Source organism: Salicola sp. Rm-C-2C1-2, assembly GCF_040196175.1.
Classification (GTDB): domain Bacteria; phylum Pseudomonadota; class Gammaproteobacteria; order Pseudomonadales; family Oleiphilaceae; genus Halospina.
This window is the reverse complement of the sequence record NZ_JBEFNF010000001.1, coordinates 337,452-358,310: the sequence shown is the minus strand read 5'-3', so window position 1 is coordinate 358,310 and position 20,859 is coordinate 337,452. Positions and strand designations below refer to the sequence as shown.

General features: G+C 60.3%; 18 protein-coding genes. 5 read left to right on the top strand and 13 right to left on the bottom strand.

The genetic code is table 11. The features are described 5' to 3' along the window. Window positions 1-31: 31 nt before the first annotated feature. Window positions 32-1,021, bottom strand: a complete 990-nt coding sequence (locus AAF659_RS01615; protein WP_349749953.1) for a cytochrome-c peroxidase — start codon at window positions 1,019-1,021, stop codon at window positions 32-34. 83 nt (window positions 1,022-1,104) lie between these two features. Between AAF659_RS01615 and msrP the strand changes: the two genes are divergently transcribed. Genes msrP through AAF659_RS01600 form a run of 3 tightly spaced genes read left to right on the top strand, consistent with a single transcriptional unit; the run spans window position 1,105 to window position 3,152 of the window. Beyond that, complete coding sequence (gene msrP, locus AAF659_RS01610) at window positions 1,105-2,034, top strand: protein-methionine-sulfoxide reductase catalytic subunit MsrP (RefSeq protein ID WP_349749952.1); 930 nt, start codon at window positions 1,105-1,107, stop codon at window positions 2,032-2,034. Continuing rightward, window positions 2,034-2,636, top strand: a complete 603-nt coding sequence (locus AAF659_RS01605) for a ferric reductase-like transmembrane domain-containing protein (RefSeq protein WP_349749951.1) — start codon at window positions 2,034-2,036, stop codon at window positions 2,634-2,636. Before msrP ends, AAF659_RS01605 begins: the two co-directional genes overlap by 1 nt. A gap of 3 nt (window positions 2,637-2,639) precedes the next feature. Beyond that, entirely contained in the window at window positions 2,640-3,152 is a 513-nt protein-coding gene (locus AAF659_RS01600) for a SixA phosphatase family protein (RefSeq protein ID WP_349749950.1), read from the top strand. Here AAF659_RS01600 and AAF659_RS01595 read toward each other — a convergent pair. The 6 genes from AAF659_RS01595 to smrA all read right to left on the bottom strand — a co-directional run bounded on the left by AAF659_RS01595 (window position 3,145) and on the right by smrA (window position 9,977). Further along, window positions 3,145-4,590 carry a DUF4397 domain-containing protein gene (locus AAF659_RS01595; RefSeq protein ID WP_349749949.1) on the bottom strand — a complete coding sequence of 482 codons (1,446 nt, stop codon included), beginning with the start codon at window positions 4,588-4,590 and terminating at the stop codon, window positions 3,145-3,147. The genes AAF659_RS01600 and AAF659_RS01595 overlap by 8 nt on opposite strands. A gap of 91 nt (window positions 4,591-4,681) precedes the next feature. Further along, window positions 4,682-5,677, bottom strand: a complete 996-nt coding sequence (locus AAF659_RS01590) for a DUF3080 family protein (RefSeq protein ID WP_349749948.1) — start codon at window positions 5,675-5,677, stop codon at window positions 4,682-4,684. Between the two features lie 19 nt (window positions 5,678-5,696). Further along, complete coding sequence (locus AAF659_RS01585) at window positions 5,697-6,689, bottom strand: XdhC family protein (RefSeq protein WP_349749947.1); 993 nt, start codon at window positions 6,687-6,689, stop codon at window positions 5,697-5,699. Continuing rightward, window positions 6,682-8,904: a xanthine dehydrogenase family protein molybdopterin-binding subunit gene (locus AAF659_RS01580; RefSeq protein WP_349749946.1), complete on the bottom strand. Its 2,223-nt coding sequence runs from the start codon at window positions 8,902-8,904 to the stop codon at window positions 6,682-6,684. The genes AAF659_RS01585 and AAF659_RS01580 overlap by 8 nt, the downstream gene beginning before the upstream one ends. Beyond that, complete coding sequence (locus AAF659_RS01575) at window positions 8,901-9,371, bottom strand: (2Fe-2S)-binding protein (protein WP_349749945.1); 471 nt, start codon at window positions 9,369-9,371, stop codon at window positions 8,901-8,903. The genes AAF659_RS01580 and AAF659_RS01575 overlap by 4 nt, the downstream gene beginning before the upstream one ends. A gap of 24 nt (window positions 9,372-9,395) precedes the next feature. Further along, window positions 9,396-9,977: a DNA endonuclease SmrA gene (gene smrA / locus AAF659_RS01570; RefSeq protein WP_349749944.1), complete on the bottom strand. Its 582-nt coding sequence runs from the start codon at window positions 9,975-9,977 to the stop codon at window positions 9,396-9,398. Between the two features lie 179 nt (window positions 9,978-10,156). Here smrA and AAF659_RS01565 point away from each other — a divergent pair, with 179 nt between their 5' ends. Next, entirely contained in the window at window positions 10,157-11,806 is a 1,650-nt protein-coding gene (locus AAF659_RS01565) for a tetratricopeptide repeat protein (RefSeq protein ID WP_349749943.1), read from the top strand. Next, complete coding sequence (locus AAF659_RS01560; RefSeq protein WP_349749942.1) at window positions 11,803-12,486, top strand: sensor histidine kinase; 684 nt, start codon at window positions 11,803-11,805, stop codon at window positions 12,484-12,486. Before AAF659_RS01565 ends, AAF659_RS01560 begins: the two co-directional genes overlap by 4 nt. Before the next feature lie 29 nt (window positions 12,487-12,515). On the opposite strand, the gene AAF659_RS01555 is transcribed toward AAF659_RS01560, so the two are convergent. From AAF659_RS01555 to AAF659_RS01530, 6 genes are all read right to left on the bottom strand, one after another. Then, entirely contained in the window at window positions 12,516-12,713 is a 198-nt protein-coding gene (locus tag AAF659_RS01555) for a hypothetical protein (RefSeq protein ID WP_349749941.1), read from the bottom strand. Window positions 12,714-12,715: 2 nt separating this feature from the next. Continuing rightward, window positions 12,716-16,465 carry a translocation/assembly module TamB domain-containing protein gene (locus AAF659_RS01550; protein ID WP_349749940.1) on the bottom strand — a complete coding sequence of 1,250 codons (3,750 nt, stop codon included), beginning with the start codon at window positions 16,463-16,465 and terminating at the stop codon, window positions 12,716-12,718. A 2-nt stretch (window positions 16,466-16,467) separates the two neighbouring features. After that, window positions 16,468-18,192, bottom strand: a complete 1,725-nt coding sequence (locus AAF659_RS01545; RefSeq protein ID WP_349749939.1) for an autotransporter assembly complex protein TamA — start codon at window positions 18,190-18,192, stop codon at window positions 16,468-16,470. 58 nt (window positions 18,193-18,250) lie between these two features. After that, the gene (trhA, locus tag AAF659_RS01540; protein WP_349749938.1) at window positions 18,251-18,901 is read right to left on the bottom strand and encodes a PAQR family membrane homeostasis protein TrhA; all 651 of its coding nucleotides are present in this window, start codon (window positions 18,899-18,901) and stop codon (window positions 18,251-18,253) included. 57 nt (window positions 18,902-18,958) lie between these two features. Continuing rightward, the gene (locus AAF659_RS01535) at window positions 18,959-20,362 is read right to left on the bottom strand and encodes a WS/DGAT/MGAT family O-acyltransferase (protein WP_349749937.1); all 1,404 of its coding nucleotides are present in this window, start codon (window positions 20,360-20,362) and stop codon (window positions 18,959-18,961) included. Between the two features lie 121 nt (window positions 20,363-20,483). Then, entirely contained in the window at window positions 20,484-20,750 is a 267-nt protein-coding gene (locus AAF659_RS01530; RefSeq protein ID WP_349749936.1) for a hypothetical protein, read from the bottom strand. Window positions 20,751-20,859: the final 109 nt, after the last annotated feature.

The window sequence follows — 20,859 nt, the reverse complement described above, 5'->3', positions numbered from 1 at the left end:
CCGGAGCAGACGCCTGCTCCGGCACTAAACCTTAAGGCAGGGCGGGGAAGCTGACTTGCGGCATTTCACCGGTCAGCGTGTGCAGGAAGGCTTCGATCTGCTTCACCTTCTTGTCTGAGAGTTCACGGTTCAGCATCTGATCCGCCATCAGCTGGATCGCCTTGTCCAGCTCTTCAACACTGCCGTTATTGAAGTAGGGATAGGTCACGGCGACATTACGCAGGGTCGGTGTCTTGAACTTGAACTTATCCGACTCATTGCCTGTCACCACAAAGCGCCCCTGATCAGTAGATCCGGGAACCTCGAAACGGTGATAGTTGCTGTCCGTAAGGGCCGGGCCGCGGTGGCACGCGATGCAGCCGGTATCCACAAACGCCTTCATACCCTTTTTCTCTTTTTCGTTGAGGGCTTGGAGATCGCCCCTCAGGTAACGATCAAAACGGGAATTGGGCGTATTCAGGGTCCGCTCAAAAGTCGCGATGGCTTTGGCGACATTTTCCTTGTTGATTGGCTTGTCGCCACTGAACGCCTCATTGAAAAGCGCACGATAGACATCGAAGCTCTCCAGTCGTTCAATGGCCTGATCCAGATCCATCGCCATTTCCACATCGGCTTCAATGGGGCCCAGCGCTTGCTCTTCCAGATCTTCGGCCCGACCATCCCAGAACTGGGCATCAAAAAAGCCGGCGTTGAGCACCGTTGGAGTATTACGCTTACCTACCTGCCCCTGGTGCCCCGTCGCCCTCGGGATGCGGTCCGTCCAGCCCAGTGCGGGGTTATGGCAGGTAGCGCAGCTGATCACACCGCTGGACGAGATCCGCGGCTCAAAAAACAACATCTTACCCAGCTTCACTTTCTCTGGAGTAAGCGAATTGTCCGCCGGAATCGGCGGCATTGCCGGCAGCGGTTCAAACCGGTCCCGGTAATCCGAGTAGCCGTCACTTGCCTGCGCCGGACCCGCCAAGGCTAAACTGGCCATCAGGGCCATCAGTGCGCTAATGCGTCTTGTTTTCTTTTGCATGATCCCCCCGGATCTGTCATTTTTGAAGCATTTCCATTCAAACGCGGAATCCCGCGGATTAACCATGATTTAAGTCAACTTCCATGTATCGCTATCCCAGACCACCCAGCTCCGAAATCACGCCCAGACCGATCTTTGAGCAACGCCGCTCCCTCATGAAAGGCCTCACAGCAGCAACCGCCCTTGGCGGACTGGGGCTCAGCCCGGCGCTGGCGTCACGGGAGATAATCAACATCATAGAGACAGACTATGGCGATGCACTCACTCCGACTCCGCTGGAGGCCATACGCGGTTACAGCAACTTCTATGAGTTCGGCACGGCCAAGGAAGATCCACGGCAACACGCTCACCAGCTACAGACCGATCCATGGTCAGTAAGCGTGGAAGGGCTGGTCGATACCCCGAAAACCTTTGCCGTTGAGGATCTGCTCAGCCGCTTCCAGCTGCAGGAACGGGTCTACCGCCTGCGCTGCGTGGAAGCCTGGTCCATGGTCATCCCATGGATCGGATTTGAGCTTCGGGAACTGCTGAAGGCTGTTCAGCCCTCCGCGGAAGCACGCTTCGTGGTTTTTGAAACACTGCATGATCCAGAGCAGATGCCAGGCCAGAACAACGACCTGCTTGACTGGCCCTACCGGGAGGGCCTGCGGCTGGATGAGGCCATGCACCCACTAACCATCATGGCCGTGGGCCTCTATGACCAGACCCTGCCGAAGGAAAATGGCGCTCCTATACGGCTGGTAGTACCCTGGAAGTACGGGTTCAAGAGCATCAAATCCGTGGTCCGTATCCGTCTTCAGAAAGAGCAGCCAACCAGCTCCTGGCAGGCCATTCGCCCCGAGGAGTACGGCTTTTACGCCAACGTGAACCCAGACGTTAAGCACCCGCGCTGGCACCAGGCTACCGAGCGCCGCGTGGGTGAGAGCGGGCGGCGCAAGACGCTGATGTTCAATGGCTATGAATCGGAAGTAGCTGAACTCTATAAAGGCATGGACCTGGAAAAACACTTCTGATGCCACCACTCACCGCCCCCCTCAAGCTGACCGCGATGGTTCTGGGCACCACCCCGCTGGTGACACTGGCCTGGGCCTGGGAGACCGGGCAACTGGGTTTCATGGCCTCAGAGACACTCATCCACTGGCTCGGCAAGCTTGGCCTGGGCGCCCTGCTTTTGACCCTGACCCTCTCGCCACTGAGTCAGCTCACCGGCAGTCGTCTGCCCCTGACCCTGCGTCGCCAGGCGGGACTCTGGACCTTTGCCTACCTGACGCTGCATGCACTGGCCTGGAGCTTTCTGGACATGGGTGGCGATGCTGCACTGATTCGCTCGGAGCTGGCCGAACAGCATCATCTGCAGCTCGGACTCCTCTGCCTTACGCTGCTGGTACCCTTGGTGGCAACCTCCTTCCGCAGGGCACGGGAATGGATGGGCCTGTTACCCTGGTTGCGACTGCATCGGCTGGTCTATGCCGCCGCCATTGGTGGGGTTTTTCACCAGGCCATGGTGCAGAAGGTGATCGAATGGCCCACCTATCTCAGTGCTACAGTTCTTTCAGGCCTTCTGGGCCAGCGACTGATTCGCGCACTGCTAAACCGTCTGACCAGGGAGTCCTGAGCCATGACCACAGAACGGATATTGACGCTGATACGCCACGCGAAGTCCAGCTGGGACGACGCCAACATGAGTGACTTTGACCGGCCCCTCAACGAACGCGGTCAAGGGGATGCACCGGTAATGGCGCGACGGCTGGCCGAGCGCGGCGAATACCCGGATCACTTCCTTGCCAGCAGCGCACGGCGCGCCCGTGAAACGGCACTGGTACTGGCCCAGGGTACGGGGTTCCCGGAAAGCGACATCCGCTTCGAACGTAACCTCTACCTGGCAGACACCCAACGACTGCTCAACACCATCCGGACTCTGCCAGATCCGGCGCGCGACGTCTGGTTGGTCGGCCATAATCCCGACCTGACGGAGCTGGCCAACCTGCTGGCCGGCCCGCATACCGACAATCTTCCCACCTGTGCGGTTTTCCGGATGGCTTTCAACAGCAGTTCCTGGAAAGACATCCAGGAAAGCGCGGGGCGTCGTCTAGTGTATGACACCCCGAAAAAACCCTGGCAAGCTACCTAACGCTGTTGACCTTGATCAGTCCAGAGTCATTGCCACTTTGTGAGCGGGCAATCACCAGCTCATAGAGGCCATGCGTCTTTAGTGAGACCGAATCATCACAGAGCAACCGCTTACCCGGATCATCGGACTCAGTCACGACCAGCTGGTAATCGCCTGCCTGCACCGCCAGCATCGAGCTTCTGTTTGAATAGGCAAGGCTGCTGAGATTCGGCTGGGGAACCACGCCATCACCGGATAACGGGCTTTCACATCCGCTGCCTTCAATCAGGTAGATATCCACGGGGTCTGCTTTGCCATCGCTATCAGGATCCTGAAACCAGGTATTGAAGACCCTGACCCGGGCATTGGTGGCGACAGGGCGGGCATCATTGCTCAGAAAACTGGCGTTGACTGAACCGTTTTCCGCGGCCCCAAGAGCGCGCAAAACAACAGTGCCAGCATGCCCTCTGGAAAGCCTGAACCCATAAGGTTGGTCCGATCGCTGCCCGGAAGAGGTAAAATCAAGTGCATACTGTCCGCCTTCTGAGGTGTCATACCCCCTTTCAGGCACCTTTTGCACCGGTTCAACATCGGTCCAGGTCACTCGATCATCGCGATCTTCAGCAGTAACCGTGCCGGTAGAGGCATTCACAAAAGCAAGCTCACCGCCCTGCCCAGTATCAGACACCCGCTGACTTTGCTCGCCGTCCACCTCAATCAGCGACAGTTCACTGTCACCCTGGCGCTGCACACCCGTGGCGGGTGCCACTGCCAGGAGCAGATCGTCCCCGGTTTCCCAGCCAAACACGGCATCACTGTCATAAATCACATCACTGCTGCCAGCCGGGGTGATCTGAACCCGATGGACGCCCGCCTCCACCCGGATCGGCTCGCTGGACTCACCATAGGCAAGGCTCGCATCCGGGCTGCCGGAGGTATCGCCCAGATACAGATCAACCGCCCCGCCTCCCGGAGCAAGGTGAGCGGTACGGAAACGGACATCCTTAACCGGTTCATCCGCCTCATCCGACTCATTGCCCTCATCCTCGGGCTCAAAGGGCTCATCATCCTGTTCAAGAACAATAGCGCGGGCATTGTCATTCCCGAGCGAACCAGTCAATAGCAGATCATGACGACGGCCTTCGGTAAGGTTGCCCTCAAGGTTGCTCAGCAACGGCTCAGGCGTCTCGCCACCGGTATGACCGGCCGCCTCAAAACGGTAGTGATTAGCGGCGAGCTTGAAGGTTGCCACTTGCCCGTAATCCAGCTTTGCGACCCGGACCTCGGCATCCGCTTTCACTCGCAACGCGGGCGCATCAGACACCGCATGCAGTACACGCACTCCCACATCATCGCGGACAACGGTATCCTCAAAGGTTTCATCCGTCTGGCTTTCAAAACAGCCACTCAGACTCAGTGTCACGGCCAACATCAGTGCGGCCCTGGCAGGCGATTCCATGGTGTTCATCCTGTTCCATGAAGGTTGAACACCGGTTGTAACAGGATCAGTGAAGCGGCAAAAGCGACCGGCTCACACTCCGGAGTTGGCGTCAGTCACAGCGTGCCAGCAGTCGATTCCAGGCCTCAGCGTGGCGCTCAACTGCGCGGTCAAGGTCGTACCAGACGCTGCCGGAGTACGCGGTCCGCAGGTTGCGATCAATGAAGGGGGTCATGGCATCGGGAACCGGCGCGCCGGGCACCCGCACCAGCGTTTCCAGAGCCCGCGCCATACGACGGCCGTGCGCGCGCACCAGGGCGACGCGACCAGCCAGCCCGCGCAGGTAATGTTGCTGGAAGAACGCCAGCGGATCAGCTTCGAACGGGCAGTCACTGTTTGCCGCCAGGGCGCGGTCCAGGGTATCAGCACTGTCGCCCAGTCGGGTCTGCAGAGCCTCGGCGCTACGCAACAGTTGACCGAAGCGCGGCGCCTCGCGCCACTGGCGATAACGCGCCGTCATGGCCTCTATCTCCGCCGGAACCTGGCCTGGCTCGGCTGAATCCAGCATTGAGGCGGTTTCTGACAACCCTTGAGTGAGCTGTTCAAGCGTTTGTTCCGGCGCGGGCGCAGGCAGCAATCCGCCGGAACGGCTCACCAGGCTTGCGATTTCATCACTTGCCCAGATCCCGTTCCAGAGCGCCAGAGGCAGCGATTCCGCGCGGGCTTCACGCGCGTCCCTGAGGGTCTCGGTGCGGGATTCGCTATCGACTTTGGGCAGACAGGCATCCGCTGCCTCCAGGAAGCGCAGATGGTATTCCATGCGCGTTCCCGGATGCGCCACACGCCCGAGGGTACTCGTGCGTTCGCCGATCACAACCTGGAGTTCACAACCGTAAAGGGAAAGAAAATCCCCCAATCCCACATCCAGCTCCGGCAATTCAAGCTGGCGGTTACGGGAGCGAGGCAAACGCTCAACGGTAGGGATGTCGGACCGCTCAGGTGGACGCTTAAGGGCATCGGCCAGGGTGTTGACATAGGCCTCTGCCTCAGTCTCCCGTTCCCCGGTCAGCCAACAGCCGGGCAGCATCAGCGCCAGCAGCGCCAGCATCAGAGCTCGTCCTGGCGCTTTAGATATCATAGCGGCTGACCCGGTGTAGCAACCGATGGTGTTCCGCCAGCACCTGGGCCATGGTCGCCACGGCGATCTCGGGGGGTGCCTTACTGCCAATACTGAAACCGATCGGGGCGTGGATACGCCCCATGCGGGAATCGGTCACGCCCAGCTGATGAAGACGCTCGCGCCGCTGGGCGGCGGTGCGCTGGGAGCCCATAGCGCCGATGTAGAAGGCATTGCTTTCAAGAGCGGCCAGAAGGCCCATGTCGTCAATCCGCGGGTCATGACCCAGCGCCAGGATCGCGCAATGCGCATCGTTGAAATCGCGCTGTATGAGGTCATCGGGCAGGCAGGCATGGCACTCAATACCGGGCTCATGCCAGCCTTCAAGGAACAGCGGGCGAGGTTCACAGAGCGCCACACTGAAACCGTTCATCAACGCCATGCGCCCAACGTAGCGCGCCACTTCACCAGCGCCAATCATCAGCATGCGCGACCGGGGGCCGATAGTGTGCAGAAACTCCCCCTCATGCTCTTCAATACGACCAGGCACGGAGGCACCGGCGAACAGCCAATCGCCACGCCCCCAATCCACACGCCGGGTTACAGCGCGACGCTCGGCCAGGTCCTCCAATACGCGCGCCACCGGGCCCGCATGCCTTTCCGGTTCCAGCACCTCGACAACCAGCCGCATCCGCCCACCACAGGGCAGACGCCAACGCTCTTGTTCGTCTTCGGTGACACCATGATCCACAAGGCGAGGAGCGCTGGATGCAGCCGCCTCACCCGAGATCACCTCCCGGATCAGGGATTCCTCAAGACAGCCTCCCGAGACCGACCCGGCCCATTCTCCAGCGCCATTAACCGCCAGCATGGACCCCGGCGGTCGAGGCGACGAGCCCCAGGTGCGCAAAACCGTGCACAGCCAGGCACGCTCCCCGCGGGCCAGCCAGCGGCTGACATGCCCGATGACCGAAGCAGCCGGATCCTGATGGGCTTCAGGCATCGCCACTATCAGCCCGGAAAGGCGTTCGGCGCTGGCGTTTCCCCGTTACCCCGAACAAAGCGTTGCCCAGCGCCGGAATGGCGGGTGGTGTGCCCGGTTCGCCCACACCCTGAGGGGCTTCAGCGTTGTCCATCAGTACGATGTTGAGCTCCGGCGTCTCGTCATGACGCATCAACGTGTAATTGTGGAAGTTACTCTGCTTCAGGCGGCCGTCGTCGTCCCAATCCACATCGCCATAAAGCGCAGCGGTAAGTCCAAACAGGATGCCGCCTTCCAGCTGCATACGCACAATATCCGGGTTCACCATCTGGCCACAGTCGGCAGCGCAGGTCACACGCTGAACACGGATGGCACCATCGGTGATACTGGCTTCCACAACCTGCGCCACATAGGTACCAAAACTACGATGCAGGGCCACACCCCGGGCCCGGCCTTCAGGTAAAGGGTCACCCCAGCCGGCGGCTTCCGCCGCCCGCTCCAGAACGGCCTGATGGCGGGGACTGTCCGCCAGATGCCGCAGACGGAACTGAACCGGGTCTTCACCGGCCCTGTGCGCCAGCTCATCCATGAAGGTCTCTACCGCGAATCCGTTATGGGAGTGACCAACGGAGCGCCAGTAGCTCACCGGCACCCCGGCATCCGAGTGGGTATGGCGTACCCATAGATCCGGCACCGTATAAGGCACATCCACGGCCCCCTCGATCGCCGACCGGTCCTTGGGCGTCAGGAACGTGTCCTCAGTCATGCGCCCCATGGAAGCCAGCGTGCTGTAGACCATTTGGGGGGCCCAGGGATACTGGGCTGGCGCTGCATTACGCGCGAACCAGTCAAAGATCAGAGGGCCCGTGACCTGATGATCCCAGGCACTGATACGGCCATTCGAGAGCGCGCCCCGGAAACGGTGCAGCATCGCCGGACGGAAAACATCATGCTGGATATCGTCCTCACGGGACCAGACCAGTTTGACGGGCTCGCCACGCTGACTGGCGATCGCCGCGACTTCTTCCACGTACTCCTGCGTCAGGCGCCGACCAAAGCCGCCCCCGAGAAAGGTGGTATGAATGGTAATTGACTCTGGCGAGTAACCGCTGGTGCGCGCTGCTGCGATCCGGGCCATGTCCGGTCCCTGTGTCGGCGCCCAAACCTCTAGACCGTTAGCTGTCACCATGGCGGTAGCGTTCTGCGGTTCCATGGTGGCATGGGCCAAAAACGGCGCTTCGTATTCAGCTTCCAGCACATTGTCGGTCTCCGCAAGCGCGCGGGCGGCATTGCCCTCGCTGCGTTCAGTATCTCCGGCGCTGTCGTCCGCCGCCTGGCGATACTGGCGGAATACCGAGTCCCGAGTCACTTTCACAGCATCAGACTCGTCCCACTCGATCGCCAGCTCATCACGGGCCGTCAGCGCCTGCCAGTAGCTTTCAGCCACGACGGCAACACCGCGCTCAATCGCCAGGACGTCAATCACACCCGGCAGTTGCCGTACTTTCGCGTCGTCAAAAGAAACAAGCCGTGCCCCTATAACAGGTGGCCGAGCCACCACGGCGTAACGCATCCCATCCAGTTCAACGTCGATACCGAAGCGCGCCTGACCGGTCACCTTGGCCCTGGCATCCAGACGCTGGTTCTGTCTGCCTATGTAGCGGTAGTCTTCCGGTCGGCGTAGCGTGACCTCCTCCGGCATAGTCTGGCGCGCCGCCAGGCCCAGAAGCTCACCGTAGGCCAGGCGCTGAATGCCATCGGGATGCAGTACATAGCCATCGTTGGTGGTCAAGGAATCAACCGGCTTCTGAAATACCTCGGCGGCCGATGCCAACAATACAGCCCGCACCCGGGCTCCGGCTTCCCGCACCCGATCCCAGCTGATACGCACGCTGGAGCTGCCGCCGGTTACCTGCAGGCCATATTGCGGATTGATGTAAGCGTCGCCCACCGGCGCAAATACCACTTCAATGTTCTCCGGTGCCACATCCAGATCTTCCGCCACCAGTGTGGTGATGCCAGTCACCGTGCCCTGCCCCATTTCAACGCGATCCAGGGTGAACACCACCCCCCTGTCGGGAGCAATCTCAAGCCAGGCGTTAGGCGCCCAGGCTCCGGCAGTAGACGGCTCCCGTCCACGCGGAGCGGCACAGCCAGGCAACACCATACCCAACACCAGGGCCCCGGAGCCGGTCGCCCCTAGACGGAACAGTTCGCGTCGGGAGACATCACTCATGAGCCACCTCCATCCGCAACAGAGCGAATGGCGGCATGGATGCGCGGATAGGTACCGCAACGGCAGAGATTCCCAGACATGAACTCATTGATCCGTTCATCATCCGGGTTCGTCTCCTGATTGAGCAGCGCCACCGCACTCATGATCTGGCCGGACTGACAGTAGCCACACTGGGGCACGTTATGCTCAACCCAGGCCTCCTGCACCGGATGGAGGTCGTCGCCGTCAGCAAGGCCCTCGATGGTAGTAACGGCTGCATCCCCGCCAGCCACTTTGGAAACCGGCGTAATGCAGCTACGCTTGGCCTCGCCATCAATATGAACGGTACAGGCCCCGCACTGGCCGATGCCACACCCGAACTTGGTGCCCTTCAGGCCCAGCCAGTCACGCAACACCCACAACAATGGGGTGTCACCAGGGGCTGCCACCGACTGCTCGGTGTCATTCACACGGATTGTTATTGTCATTGTCCTACTCCTGGTCACTGCGGCTTACTGACCACCAAACCTCTCGCGATTGTGTTCCCGGGCCTCCGGACTTTTACGCAGCATCACGTAGACCGCGCCGGTACCACCGTGTTTAGGCTGCGCCGAGTGGAAAGCCATGACGTCCGGAAGTTGCGGCAGCCACTGGTTCACATAGCTCTTGATGGTGGCGATCCGATCCGGATTACGCTCGCCCTTGCCGTGTTTGACCAGCGCCGAACGTACGCCGCGACGCAGGCATTCACGGATAAAGTTGAACACTTCCTGACGCGCCTCATCCACGGTCATACGGTGCAGATCCAGCTGTGCCTCAATGGAATACTGGCCCAGGCGGATCTTTTTGAAAACGCCGTTCTGGATACCGTCACGCTTGAAACTGAGCTCATCAGTTGGCCCCAGCCAGGCGACATCCGTAACGGTCAGCGGGTTGCGATCGACAGCGTTTTCCACCACAGCCGCCCGGCGGCGTTCCAGCTGACCCGGGGTCACCTGACGCCCGCCGTCCAGGTCGGCTTGGTCGGGCTTACGGATCGGTTCTACATCCCCCATGGCCTCAAGGAACTGACGGCGCTCTTCCTTCGTGGTCATAGCAGATCTCAACTGGAAACAGACTTCACCGTTACTTTACCACCAGCCCTGAAAGCAGGGAAACGCCGCCCGAAACGTTATTCGGTGTCAGCCGGAGCCTGATTGTTTGAGGGATGAGCAGGGGTCAGCTAGCTTCACTAACACACCTTGCGTCGCCAATACTGAGCGGACCCAAACTGATGGATGAAAACGAACGCTACAAACTCTATCGAAAGCTGCGTTTTCTGATTACTGATGATTTCGAGAACTTCCGGCGATCCATGCGGCAGATGCTCAGCAGCATGGGGGCCGAACGAATCGATATGGCCGCCAATGGCAATGAAACCATTGCTAAATGTACCAAAGAACACTACGACGTACTGATCTGTGATTTCAATCTGGGTCAGGGCAAGACTGGCCAGCAGGTACTGGAGGCACTGCGTCACCAGAAACTGCTGCGCCATACGTCGCTGTTTGTTCTGGTGACGGCGGAAACCTCACGCGAAATCGTGATGGGAGCGCGCGAGTATCACCCCGACACCTACATCATTAAACCCCTCACCCAAGCCGTCCTGCAGAAACGCATGGACGCCCTTCTGGCGCAGCGCCATGCCCTCTATCCGATCAACCACGCACTGGACCAGGATGACCTGCCTGAGGCCATACACCAGGCGGAACAGCTGCTCCAGAAGAAGACCCGTTACCATAACCGGGTGACCCAGATACTGGGCGACCTCTACCTGCAGCGCGATGCCCCCGATCAGGCCCGGCAAATCTACGAGGAGGTGCTGGCAGGCCGGGAGTTGGCGTGGGCCCGCATGGGGCTGGGTCGAACAGCGGTTGCACAGGGGGCTCTGGATGAAGCCATCAGGCACTTCGAGACCCTGATCGAGACCAACCCGGACTACATCGAGGCCTACGATGCCCTTGCGGATGCGTTACAACGCAAAGGCAACAGCCGCAAAGCCCAGGAAGTAGTGGAAGAGGCTGTCGGAATCTCGCCGCTGGCCATTCTGCGCCAGAAGCAGCTCGCCGGCATCGCTGCCAGCAATCAGGATATGGAAACCGCCGCTGACGCATGGCGTTCCACCGTCAAGCTCAGCGATAACTCGATTCACGATGACCCGGAGAACTACCTGGGCCTGAGCCGGACTCTGTCCGAGCTGAGTGACGGCAACACCGCCAGTGACGGCAGGGATCTGGCGGATGAAGCCCTGAAAACACTCAAAAACATGAGGCGGCGATTCAAGGACGACGACAACGTGCAAACCCAGCAGCAGCTGGTTACCGCCCGTATCCATGCCGGCCAGGGGCGGATGGATGACAGCCGCAAGGCGCTGGAGAGCATAAGCGACCGGCTGGACCCTGACACCATGAGCCCAGAGCAAACGCTGGATTACGCCCGCGCTCTCTATACCCAGCAGGATGATGGCGCCGCCCAGCAGGTACTCAACCAGCTGGCGGCACGCTGCCAGGATGACCCTAAGATCATGCAGGCCATTGAGGAACTGATGGATGAACCCGTCAGCTTCCACAAGAAAAATCAGGCCCGCACGCATAACAAAGAGGGCATCAAGGCCTTTGAAAACGGGGAACTGGCCGCGGCCGCCGATGCCTTCAAACAGGCACTTGAGCTGGTGCCCCAACATCCGGCCCTCAACCTTAACCTGGTTCAGGTCATGCTCAAGCATGCGGAACAGGACGGCAAGGGATCAGACCCCGGCACGCTCAGCCGCTGTGAACGCTGTCTTGAGCAACTCAATCATCTGCCCCCTCAACACAAGCAGTACAAACGCTACCAATTCCTGACCCGAAAAATTGCGGACCTCAGATCCGGGAGCACCACATGACCGATGAACTCGACTTTTCCACCGTGCTCGCCTCAACCGTTCACGATATGAAGAACTCCCTGGGCATGCTCCTTAATTCACTGGACGAGGTCCGCGACTCTGTCTCCGGAGACGTACGCGGTTCTCGCCCGTTCACAACCCTCGAATACGAGGCCCAGCGGGTACATGGCGATCTCATCCAGCTTCTCAGCCTGTACCGGCTTTCCGAAGAGAAACTCTGCGCCACAGTGGAGGAGCAGCTGGTCTCCGATTTTCTTGATGAGCAGCACGCCCATCACGAGCGCTTGCTGGAAGGGCTGGAGATCAACCTTGAAGTCCATACTGAGCCGGATTCCGAAGAAGGGTACTTTGACACCCAGCTGGTCAGCGGTGTGCTCACCAACGTGATCAACAACGCCATCCGCTATGCCCGCAGTCAGCTGCACCTCAACGCCAGGACTGACGACGGCTGGTTGGTGCTGAGTGTTGAGGACGATGGTCCCGGTTACCCTGAGTCCATGCTGGCCGTCGATTTCTCCGGTACCGAACGCGTCGACTTCAGCACGGGGAGTACCAACCTGGGGCTCTACTTTGCGCAGCGCATGGCCGGCATGCACACTGTCGGCAACCGGCAGGGTTTCACCCGCCTGCGCAATGGCGGCGCACTGGGTGGCAGCGTTTTCGAACTCTGGCTTCCATGAGAGCTCCTTCATCCGAACCGGATCAGACGCTAAACCAGATTGCGGCGTAACAACAGTTTGACCAGCCGGATCTGTGGTGTATCCGTAGGGTAACTCTGCAGATGTTGGTCCCGAAAACGGATCAGCGTCTCGCGATTATGGATGAAATGCGGATCGATTCCGGTCAGACGCCGGATCACACGGCGCTCCCGAGGCGTAAGCCGGACCTGATCACCATGGATAAGCACGGTCAGTCTCCCGGTTTGCCAAATTCTGTCTGGTAAAATAGATCGAGTGAGCTGGCGAGGCCACTGGCCGCTTCCAGATAGAGGCTGCGCGACAGATCGTAACGCAGCGCCATCCGGCTCACCGGCTGGAAGAGCCCCACGCCATAACGCAGGCTGAGCTTGTCCGTCAGGTAGCCAGAAGCAACCACACTGGCACCGTCTCCATCTCCTTCGGTTTCAACCTGGAGATTTTCAATACCGACACGCTCACCAAACTCTCGGGTCAGTGGTGCCGTCTGGGCCAGCCCCAGATTGATCGCTGCGCGCTCCATAGCGTAGCTGTCACCCTCACTTTCCAGTGGACGCCCCAGCGTCAGGTATGCCAGAGCCTGCTGCTGACTCATCGGGGGTTCGGCGAAGATCTCCGAGCGCGGCTCATCCGCAGGGCCGGTAATCCGGATACCCGCCGTCACGTCGTCCACGATCCGAACCGCCTCAATATCCAGGAAAGGCCGGTCAATGGGACCGGCAAACAGCAACGTGGCGCGGCGGATGTGAAGATCCTGACCATAGAGCTCATAGCGCCCATTGCGCAGATTAAGGTCGCCGTTGGCCACCAGCTCATCGGCCAGATTCAGACGACCCTCCAGAGTGCCGGTGACGCCGAAACCATTGAAGTCCACGCGCTCCTCGCCGATCAGAACCTCCAGGTCCAACGCCAGGGGGATTGGGTCAGCGCCAGGCGCTTCCCCTTCCACAATGGCATCATCAGAAACGCCAACCGCCGATTCCGGCAAGGACTCGATCACCACCTGACCGCTGGGCACCCGTACCTGGCCGGTGACACCAATGCCGTCCCGTCCGTAACGCAACATCAGATCCGGAAAAACCGTCAACTCGGCATAGGGCGGCACGCTCACCGGCAGTGATTCAGCCACCAGGGACAATTGCGCTTTGGGCCCATCGGTCCAGCTGGCAGTGCCCTCCACCCGGCCCCGACCTTCTTCGCCACTGCGCCAGTCACCATCAATCCTCGCTTGCGTTCCGCTCACTTGTGCCGTTGCATTCAATTCGGAGAGAGGCAGCGGCAACCGGGGATCCCTGACTTCACCCTCCGTCAGGGTCACCTCCCCCTGCATAACGGGCGACGCCACCGGCCCGCTGACAGCCAGACGGCCAGCAAGGCGCCCTTCCACCACATCCAGATCCAGGAAAGGTCGGATCAGAGCCAGATCCAGTTCTTCAAGGTTGAGTCGACCGTCCACCGGCATGCCTTCCACAAGTGGCCTGAGTCCGGCATCCAGGTCAAGGTGCCCGATCTCAGGTCCAGCGAGATCCGCCTCGATCCGGGTCCGCTCGGGATCCAGATCTGCGGCAACCCGCATTCGGTCATACTCAAAAGGCAGCCACTGCCAGGCCTTCTCCCCCTCTTCCTCGTCAACTTCCGCCGCCAGATTGTCTGGATCCACACCGCGGCGCAGCGCCACCTGACCGCTGCCGGCGTCGACCCAGGCACGACCGCGTGGCCCCTGTTCATCCAGCTCCAGCGCGACATGGGCATCCAGACTCTCCTGCCAACGGAATGTCGGCGGCAGCAAGGGCTGGAAAGCGCGGGTAGGCAGATTGGCAACACCCAGCTGCATAGAGGAAGCGGGGTTGAGTCGCTGATCGCCAGTGCAGACCCGGGCACTGCTCCAACGCCAGCAGTGAGCGCCAAGATGGGCCTCGCCGCTGCCGGCAACCGTCAGCCGGGCGGGAGTCGTCATCAGCCAGTGCTGACCCGGCAACGCCACACCGCCTCCATTAAGCGTCGCCTGCCACCCTTCACTGCCCCAGGCACCCGCTGCACTCAGACGCAGGCTCCCCTGGCGGTGCCGCAGAGACAGGCCAAGCTCGTGATCAGCCAGCGACCCCTCAAGCCGTAACTGGCCGGATTCCAGCTGTCGCTCCCGGGCTGCTAGTTGCGAAAAATCCACCCGCGCTCGCGCCGAACCATCATCAGCCAGGTCTGCTTCGCTTTCCAGCTGAGCAAGCTCAATTCCATAACCTGCAAGCTCCAGGTCCTGGCCGCGGAGAGCCAGGGTCCCCCTGGGCCTGCCAAGCAGATGACGCCCGCTTGCGCGCCCCTGGAGCTGACCTTCAAGCCCGGACCAGAGCTGGGCCAGAACCGGAAGCTTCCATTCCAGCGCCGCTTCGAGCTGGTCGGTCTGGCTTGCGGACGCCTGGAGGTTGTTGTCTCCGAAATGCAGCTCAAGCGCCGGCACCTCCCAATGGGCACCCTCAAAACGGGCCTCTGTATTCAGCCACAGTGCCTGGCCGCGTAGGCTGCCAGCCAGTTTGACGGAGGCGTTCCCCACAGGTCCCTCATCCGCCAACTGCCCACTGCTGGCCAGGCGTCCGCTGAGCTGCCCGTCGAGCTCGGGCAGGCGCCGTCCCGGTAGCATGTTTTCCAGCGCCAGGTCCGTTTGCCACGCAAGGCCTTGCGCCCACTCGACGCCGGCAGACCCCGCGACGCGTCCCAACGCACTGGCCACACTCAGACGTTCCAGACTCACCCGCGACAGGTCCCCTGCGAGGGGTGTACGCAGCCATAAGGGCCCCTCCTGGGTGAACAGTTGCGCGTCCAGAGTGCCGGTGTATTCGCCGTCCACCAGCTTGAAGTCCAGCGCGGCATCGCTGACTGCCACCGGCACCCTGGCAAGATCCGGCACCAGCTGCTGCCAGGGGAAATAGCGCCAGTCCAGCGAGCCACTGGCTGTCAGACCGTCATTCCAGCTCACCCTGGCCCGGTTGAGCACCAACGAGCGGGCGTCACCGTCCGAGAGGGCCAGCCTCTCGACCCGGGCGCTGTCGAGACTGGCTTGCCCTTCCAGTGACACATCCAATCCGGGGTCAGTCGCGAGTACGGCATCACCTGCCACGGACCAGCCTTCATCCAGATTGCCCCGGGCCTCAAGCACGAGATTCTTCAATGCATAATGCGATGGCAGATCCGGTGTGGCTGCGAAGCGCTCGGCGGTCACGCGGACCTCGGCCGGGACTCCCGGCTCAAGAGGACTGACTCGACCTGCCAGCTCTGTCTGCCAGGGGCGGCTCATACGGGCTGTCACATCCAGGGCGCTGACGGTTCCCGCCAGCTTGGCTGTCATAGCCAGCTCATCAGGGAAATCCGTACCGATGTCGTAACTCAGATCCAGAGCCAGATCCACCGGCCAGTCCCCTCTCATCTCAAGGGACCCTTCTGCCCTGGCATCCAGGCCCTTCCTGATCACATGCAGCGACGCCAGCTGAAGGATGCCGCCGCTCAGAGTGGCGCTGGACTCAACCGCATCGAGGATCAGCGTCCCGTTATAGGTGATGCGACCCGCATTCAGCTTTTCAATCGACAGCGAAAGTGGCATGCGAACCGCGGGAAGCTCAATGTCTCTGTCCGAGGTTGTGGCGGATTCAGTGCCGGGCAGAGAGACCGAAACGCCACTGGTGTGGAGCCGGTCCACGCACACTTCCAACGTGAGCAAACATCCCGGCGACCACGCGACTTCAACCTCTTCCACTCTGGCCCTTGTCCCCTGACCGTCATCGTAAACAAGGCGTTGTGCATGCCAGGCACTGCCGAGTTCGCCCCTGTAACCCACGACTTCCAGGCCGGGAACCTGCTGAATCCCCCAGCGACCTCCGGATTCCGTGAGCAGCACCCAGCCCGCCGCCGAGATCACGATCATCAGCACCACCACCGGGAAAAGGATGACGCTCCAGAAAACACGACGCCGCATTGTCACAGCTCTGGCCCCATGGAAAAGTGCAAACGGAAGTTCTCGGGCTCATCCAGCCCTCGGGCTACATCCAGGCGAATCGGTCCCACTGGCGACACCCAGCGGATCCCCACGCCCACACCCGTTTTCAGTGGATCACCGAGAGTATCAAAGGCGTTGCCCTCATCCACAAAGGCCGCCAGACGCCAGCTTTTCGACAGCGGATACTGATACTCCAGGCTCCCGGTGAGCAGAAAACGCCCGCCAACGTTGTCGCCATCTTCATCAGTCGGGCCCAGCGTTCGATACCCGTAACCACGCACACTCTGGTCACCGCCGGCAAAGAAACGCAGGAACGGCGGAACCTGACCAAAATCATTGGTTCCGATGCCGCCAGCACGCACCCTGGTCAGAAAACGGTGTCCGGCCTCGCCCACGGTGATCAGACCCTGGGCCGACGCGACCAGATGGATCACGTCAATGTCCGAGAACATATCGCGCTGACCGCCAGAGCTCTCAAACTGCAGACGGTAACCCCGGGAGGGATCAACAGGGGAGTCACGTTTCAGATAGCTGTAACTCAATCCCGGCAGCACCAATCGCGTTCGTTCAGTCTCGTCGCCAACCGTGAAACGGTCTTCTTCACGCCGTAGCGAAACCACCTGCTGCCAGCCGGATTCCAGCTGGCTCTGCCATTGGGCGCCAAGGCTGATCCTCCGGGAGCGGGTATCCTCAATATCCTCATTCTGGAGGGAGCCGGTAAAGCGCAGAGCGTCCGTCATTGGCGGATTAAGTGGTAGCTCGTAGTAGATACCGGCATTCTGGCGCGGCTGCGACACCTCGAACTCCGCCCCGCGACTGTGGCCCTGGGGGTTCACATAGTGCTCATCCCAGGTGGCCCGCAAGCGGGGGCCCACGTCTGTGCTGAAGCCTACGCCCGTTCCAAGGGAATGGCGGGTTCGCTCATCCAGACTAACCTTGACCGGAATGTCGCGTTTTTCTGCCGCTTCCGGGTCAGCATCCAAACGAACCTCACTGAAATAGCCGGCCCCGCGGAGATCCTGGGTAAGCTCAATCAAACGATCCGAGTGATAGGGCGCCCCCGCTTCAAACCGGACAAAACGCGCCAGAAGATCCTGCTCGAAATAACTGTCATCAGGGAACGCCGCCTCGCCCAGGCTATACCGGGGACCGCTGTCATACAGCAACCGGATCTCTGCCTCGCGATCCGCTGGGCGCACCCTCAGTTCACTGGTTACAAACTGGCCATCAAAAAAACCGTGGGTCTGAGCACGCCCCCGGAAAAAACGCTTCACCTGCTCATAGCGCCCGTGGTTGAGCACATCCCCCGTCTCGGGGCGCAGGCGCTCGGGAAGCTGGAACGAGGGCAGTTGCGACGCCTCACCCCGCACCTCAATCCGCACGCTCACCAACCGTACCGGCTCACCCGGTGTTACCTGCAAGCGCAGCACCGGGTTTCGCGCCTCCACCACCCGGTACTGGACCTCGCCCTGGTAATACCCAAGCGCCCGCATGGCCTCCCGGGCACTGTCCCGGGCATGGGAGGCGAAACGGCGCAGAGAAGCTGCGTTCCGACGACCGAGATCGCCCACATGGGCGCGGATATTGGATTGGAGAGCATCGTTTTCCGGGTCGACGATAACCTCAAGTTCTGCCGCCCGCACGCCGCTAATAGCCAGCAACAGCAGCGGAAATAGGAAAAGACGGAAAACGTTCGGGATCATCATGGGACGTATGATACCAGCCCCGACGCACGCAGCCACGGGGGTCAACGCCGGCGAATCATCAGCCCTGCCACGCGCTCAGGAATCCGTTATAAACCGCGAAATAATGCAGCGTTCCCCCTGCCAGCACAAACAGGTGCCAGATGACATGGTTGAAGGGAATCCGGTCGCCAAGGTAGAACACCACGCCAAGCGTATAGGCAACCCCACCGGCCACCAATAGCGCCAGCTCAGTGACGCCCAATATGGAAGGCAGTTCAGTGGCGGCAACCACCACCAGCCATCCCATCACCAGATACGTGGCTACCTGAAGCCCTTTATAGCGATGACCGAAGATGAGCTTGAACGCAATTCCGGAAGCGGCAAGTCCCCAGATCACGGCAAACAGAATCCATCCAAGCGTTCCCCGCATATTGACCAGCAGAAAAGGCGTATAGGTCCCCGCAATCAGCAGAAAGATCGCGCAGTGATCGAACATCTTGAAGGCACGACGCAGCGCCGGTTGGCGCGCACTGTGGTAGAGGGTCGAGGCCAGGAAGAGCACCACCATACTGATCCCATAGACCGCCGCGCTGGTTATGGACCAAACATCGCCGTTGAACGCAGCCAGAACAACCAGAACAGTTGTGCCTGCCAGCGCCAACACTACTCCAACGCCGTGAGTCAGTGCATTCCAGATTTCTTCAAAAGGATGATAGTCAGTGTCGGTCATGATTCAGACAACAAAGTGAACAGATGTGCACTGTAAAGCGGCCATCCCCTATCGCCATCACTGACTCGCGCCTAGCCGTGATTCCAGCTCACACAGCGCTTCGCCGGTATACACCGCCAAGCGCTGCATACTTGGAAGCGTATCGCGACACCCGGTATAACCGAAGTTTAACGATCCAGCATAACTCAGACAGGTAATGTTAAGCGCTCCACCGTGAGTAACCAGTGACACTGGATACATCGCTTCCATGCTCGCGCCCTCATAGTACAGCGGTTCCGTCGGCCCCGGCACATTGGAGATGGTGACATTGAATACCGGCCGCATCCGTCCCCCTAACCCGGAAACAAGTTGCAGGATGTAGGGCGACATCAACATCATTGTGTACTGGTTCAGAACCTGGCGAGGGAGGCTCTGCAGGTGTTCTTTCGCGGTCTCTGTCGACTCTTTGATCTGCTCCAGCCGCGCCATGGCATCGGGCTCATCCGTAGCCAGACTGGCGATCATGAAACTGATGGCTGTGCCGGTTCCCTCGTCATCCGCAGGCCGCACATTGACCGGAATCCCCGCTGTCAGCGGCTCTTCCGGCAGCGCATCCTGTTCCAGCAGGAAACGCCGCAGGGCTGTGCCACAGACCTGCAGTACCACATCGTTCAGTGACGAATCGGTCTTACGGCAGACCGCCTTGAGGCGGTCAATCTCATAGTGCTGGGTCGCGAAGCGACGCTGGCCGGTAATACGATTGTTGAGGATGGACTGCGGTCCCACAAAGGGTGCGGTCAATTTGCTGTCTTTGCCCTTCCACGCGGCTCCAGCCAAGCGCCCTACGGCGGCCGCCAGCTGAGGAGTGGAACCAGCCTGGATCCGCAGCGCCTCAAGCGCCTGCTCAAACGCCCCCTGAATAGATGTTACTCCCTGCCCAGCCTGGGAGCGGCGCTGGCTTGGTTCCACCGCCCAGGGCGGCGGCATATCGGAGCGCGAAGGGTCCGTAGTAAGTATCTTCTGCATCAGGCGCACACCACTGATGCCATCAATCATGGAGTGGTGCATCTTGGTATAGAGCGCAAACCGGTTACCTTCCAGCCCCTCAATAATGTGGCACTCCCACAGCGGGCGCGCGAAATCCAGAGGATGGGAGTGCAGCCGGGATACAAGCACCCCCAGCTCACGCTCACTGCCGGGTTTCGGAAGGGCCGAGTGACGTACGTGGTAATCAAGATCCAATGCCTGGTCCTCAACCCAAACCGGCGCCAGGCTCCGCCCCAACCGGGTGCCACTGAATAATTTGTACTTCCAGGGTGCCTGTATCTCGCCAGCGTTTTTCATGCGCTCAACCATATCCCGAAGGAACGTATCCGGCGCCCCTTCCGGCAGGGAGAATATCTGCATGGTACCCACATGCATGGGGGTGTCTTCGGATTCGACCTTGAGCCAGGACGAGTCCAGCACACTCATTCGCTTCATTGGGGGCCCTCTACTTGCGTTAACGCCGGGATGGTTGTATAAGCGAAGGGGCATTCTACCTGAAACATTATGTTACAGAAGGCCCTTTTCGACACGTGTGATTGAGTGAACACTCCGGTGGTCAGACACCTCCCTGTTTGGTGGGCGGTTCCTGTTCAGGATCCGGCGTGTACCCCAGCCGGTGCAGCGCTGCCAGTACCTTCTCAAGCAGAGGCGTGCTATCGCCCGGCATGTTCTCATCATCCGCAACAGTCAACTCAAGCGCATCATACTCCCGTCGACGCAGTATCCGGATGCGCTGATCCGTACTCAGCCCTTCAGCAGTAACCACTTCATCCGGCGTCGTAAACACAGCTGCTGGATCAACCAACGCTTTATCCAACTGCATGACTCACCTCTTCCTCTCGTTTGATTCAGAGTAGCACCGATGTGTAAGTGGTGCCGTCAACGGCGGCAACCCAATGCGTGGAAAGCTCACCTTTGCTATAACAGAGCCC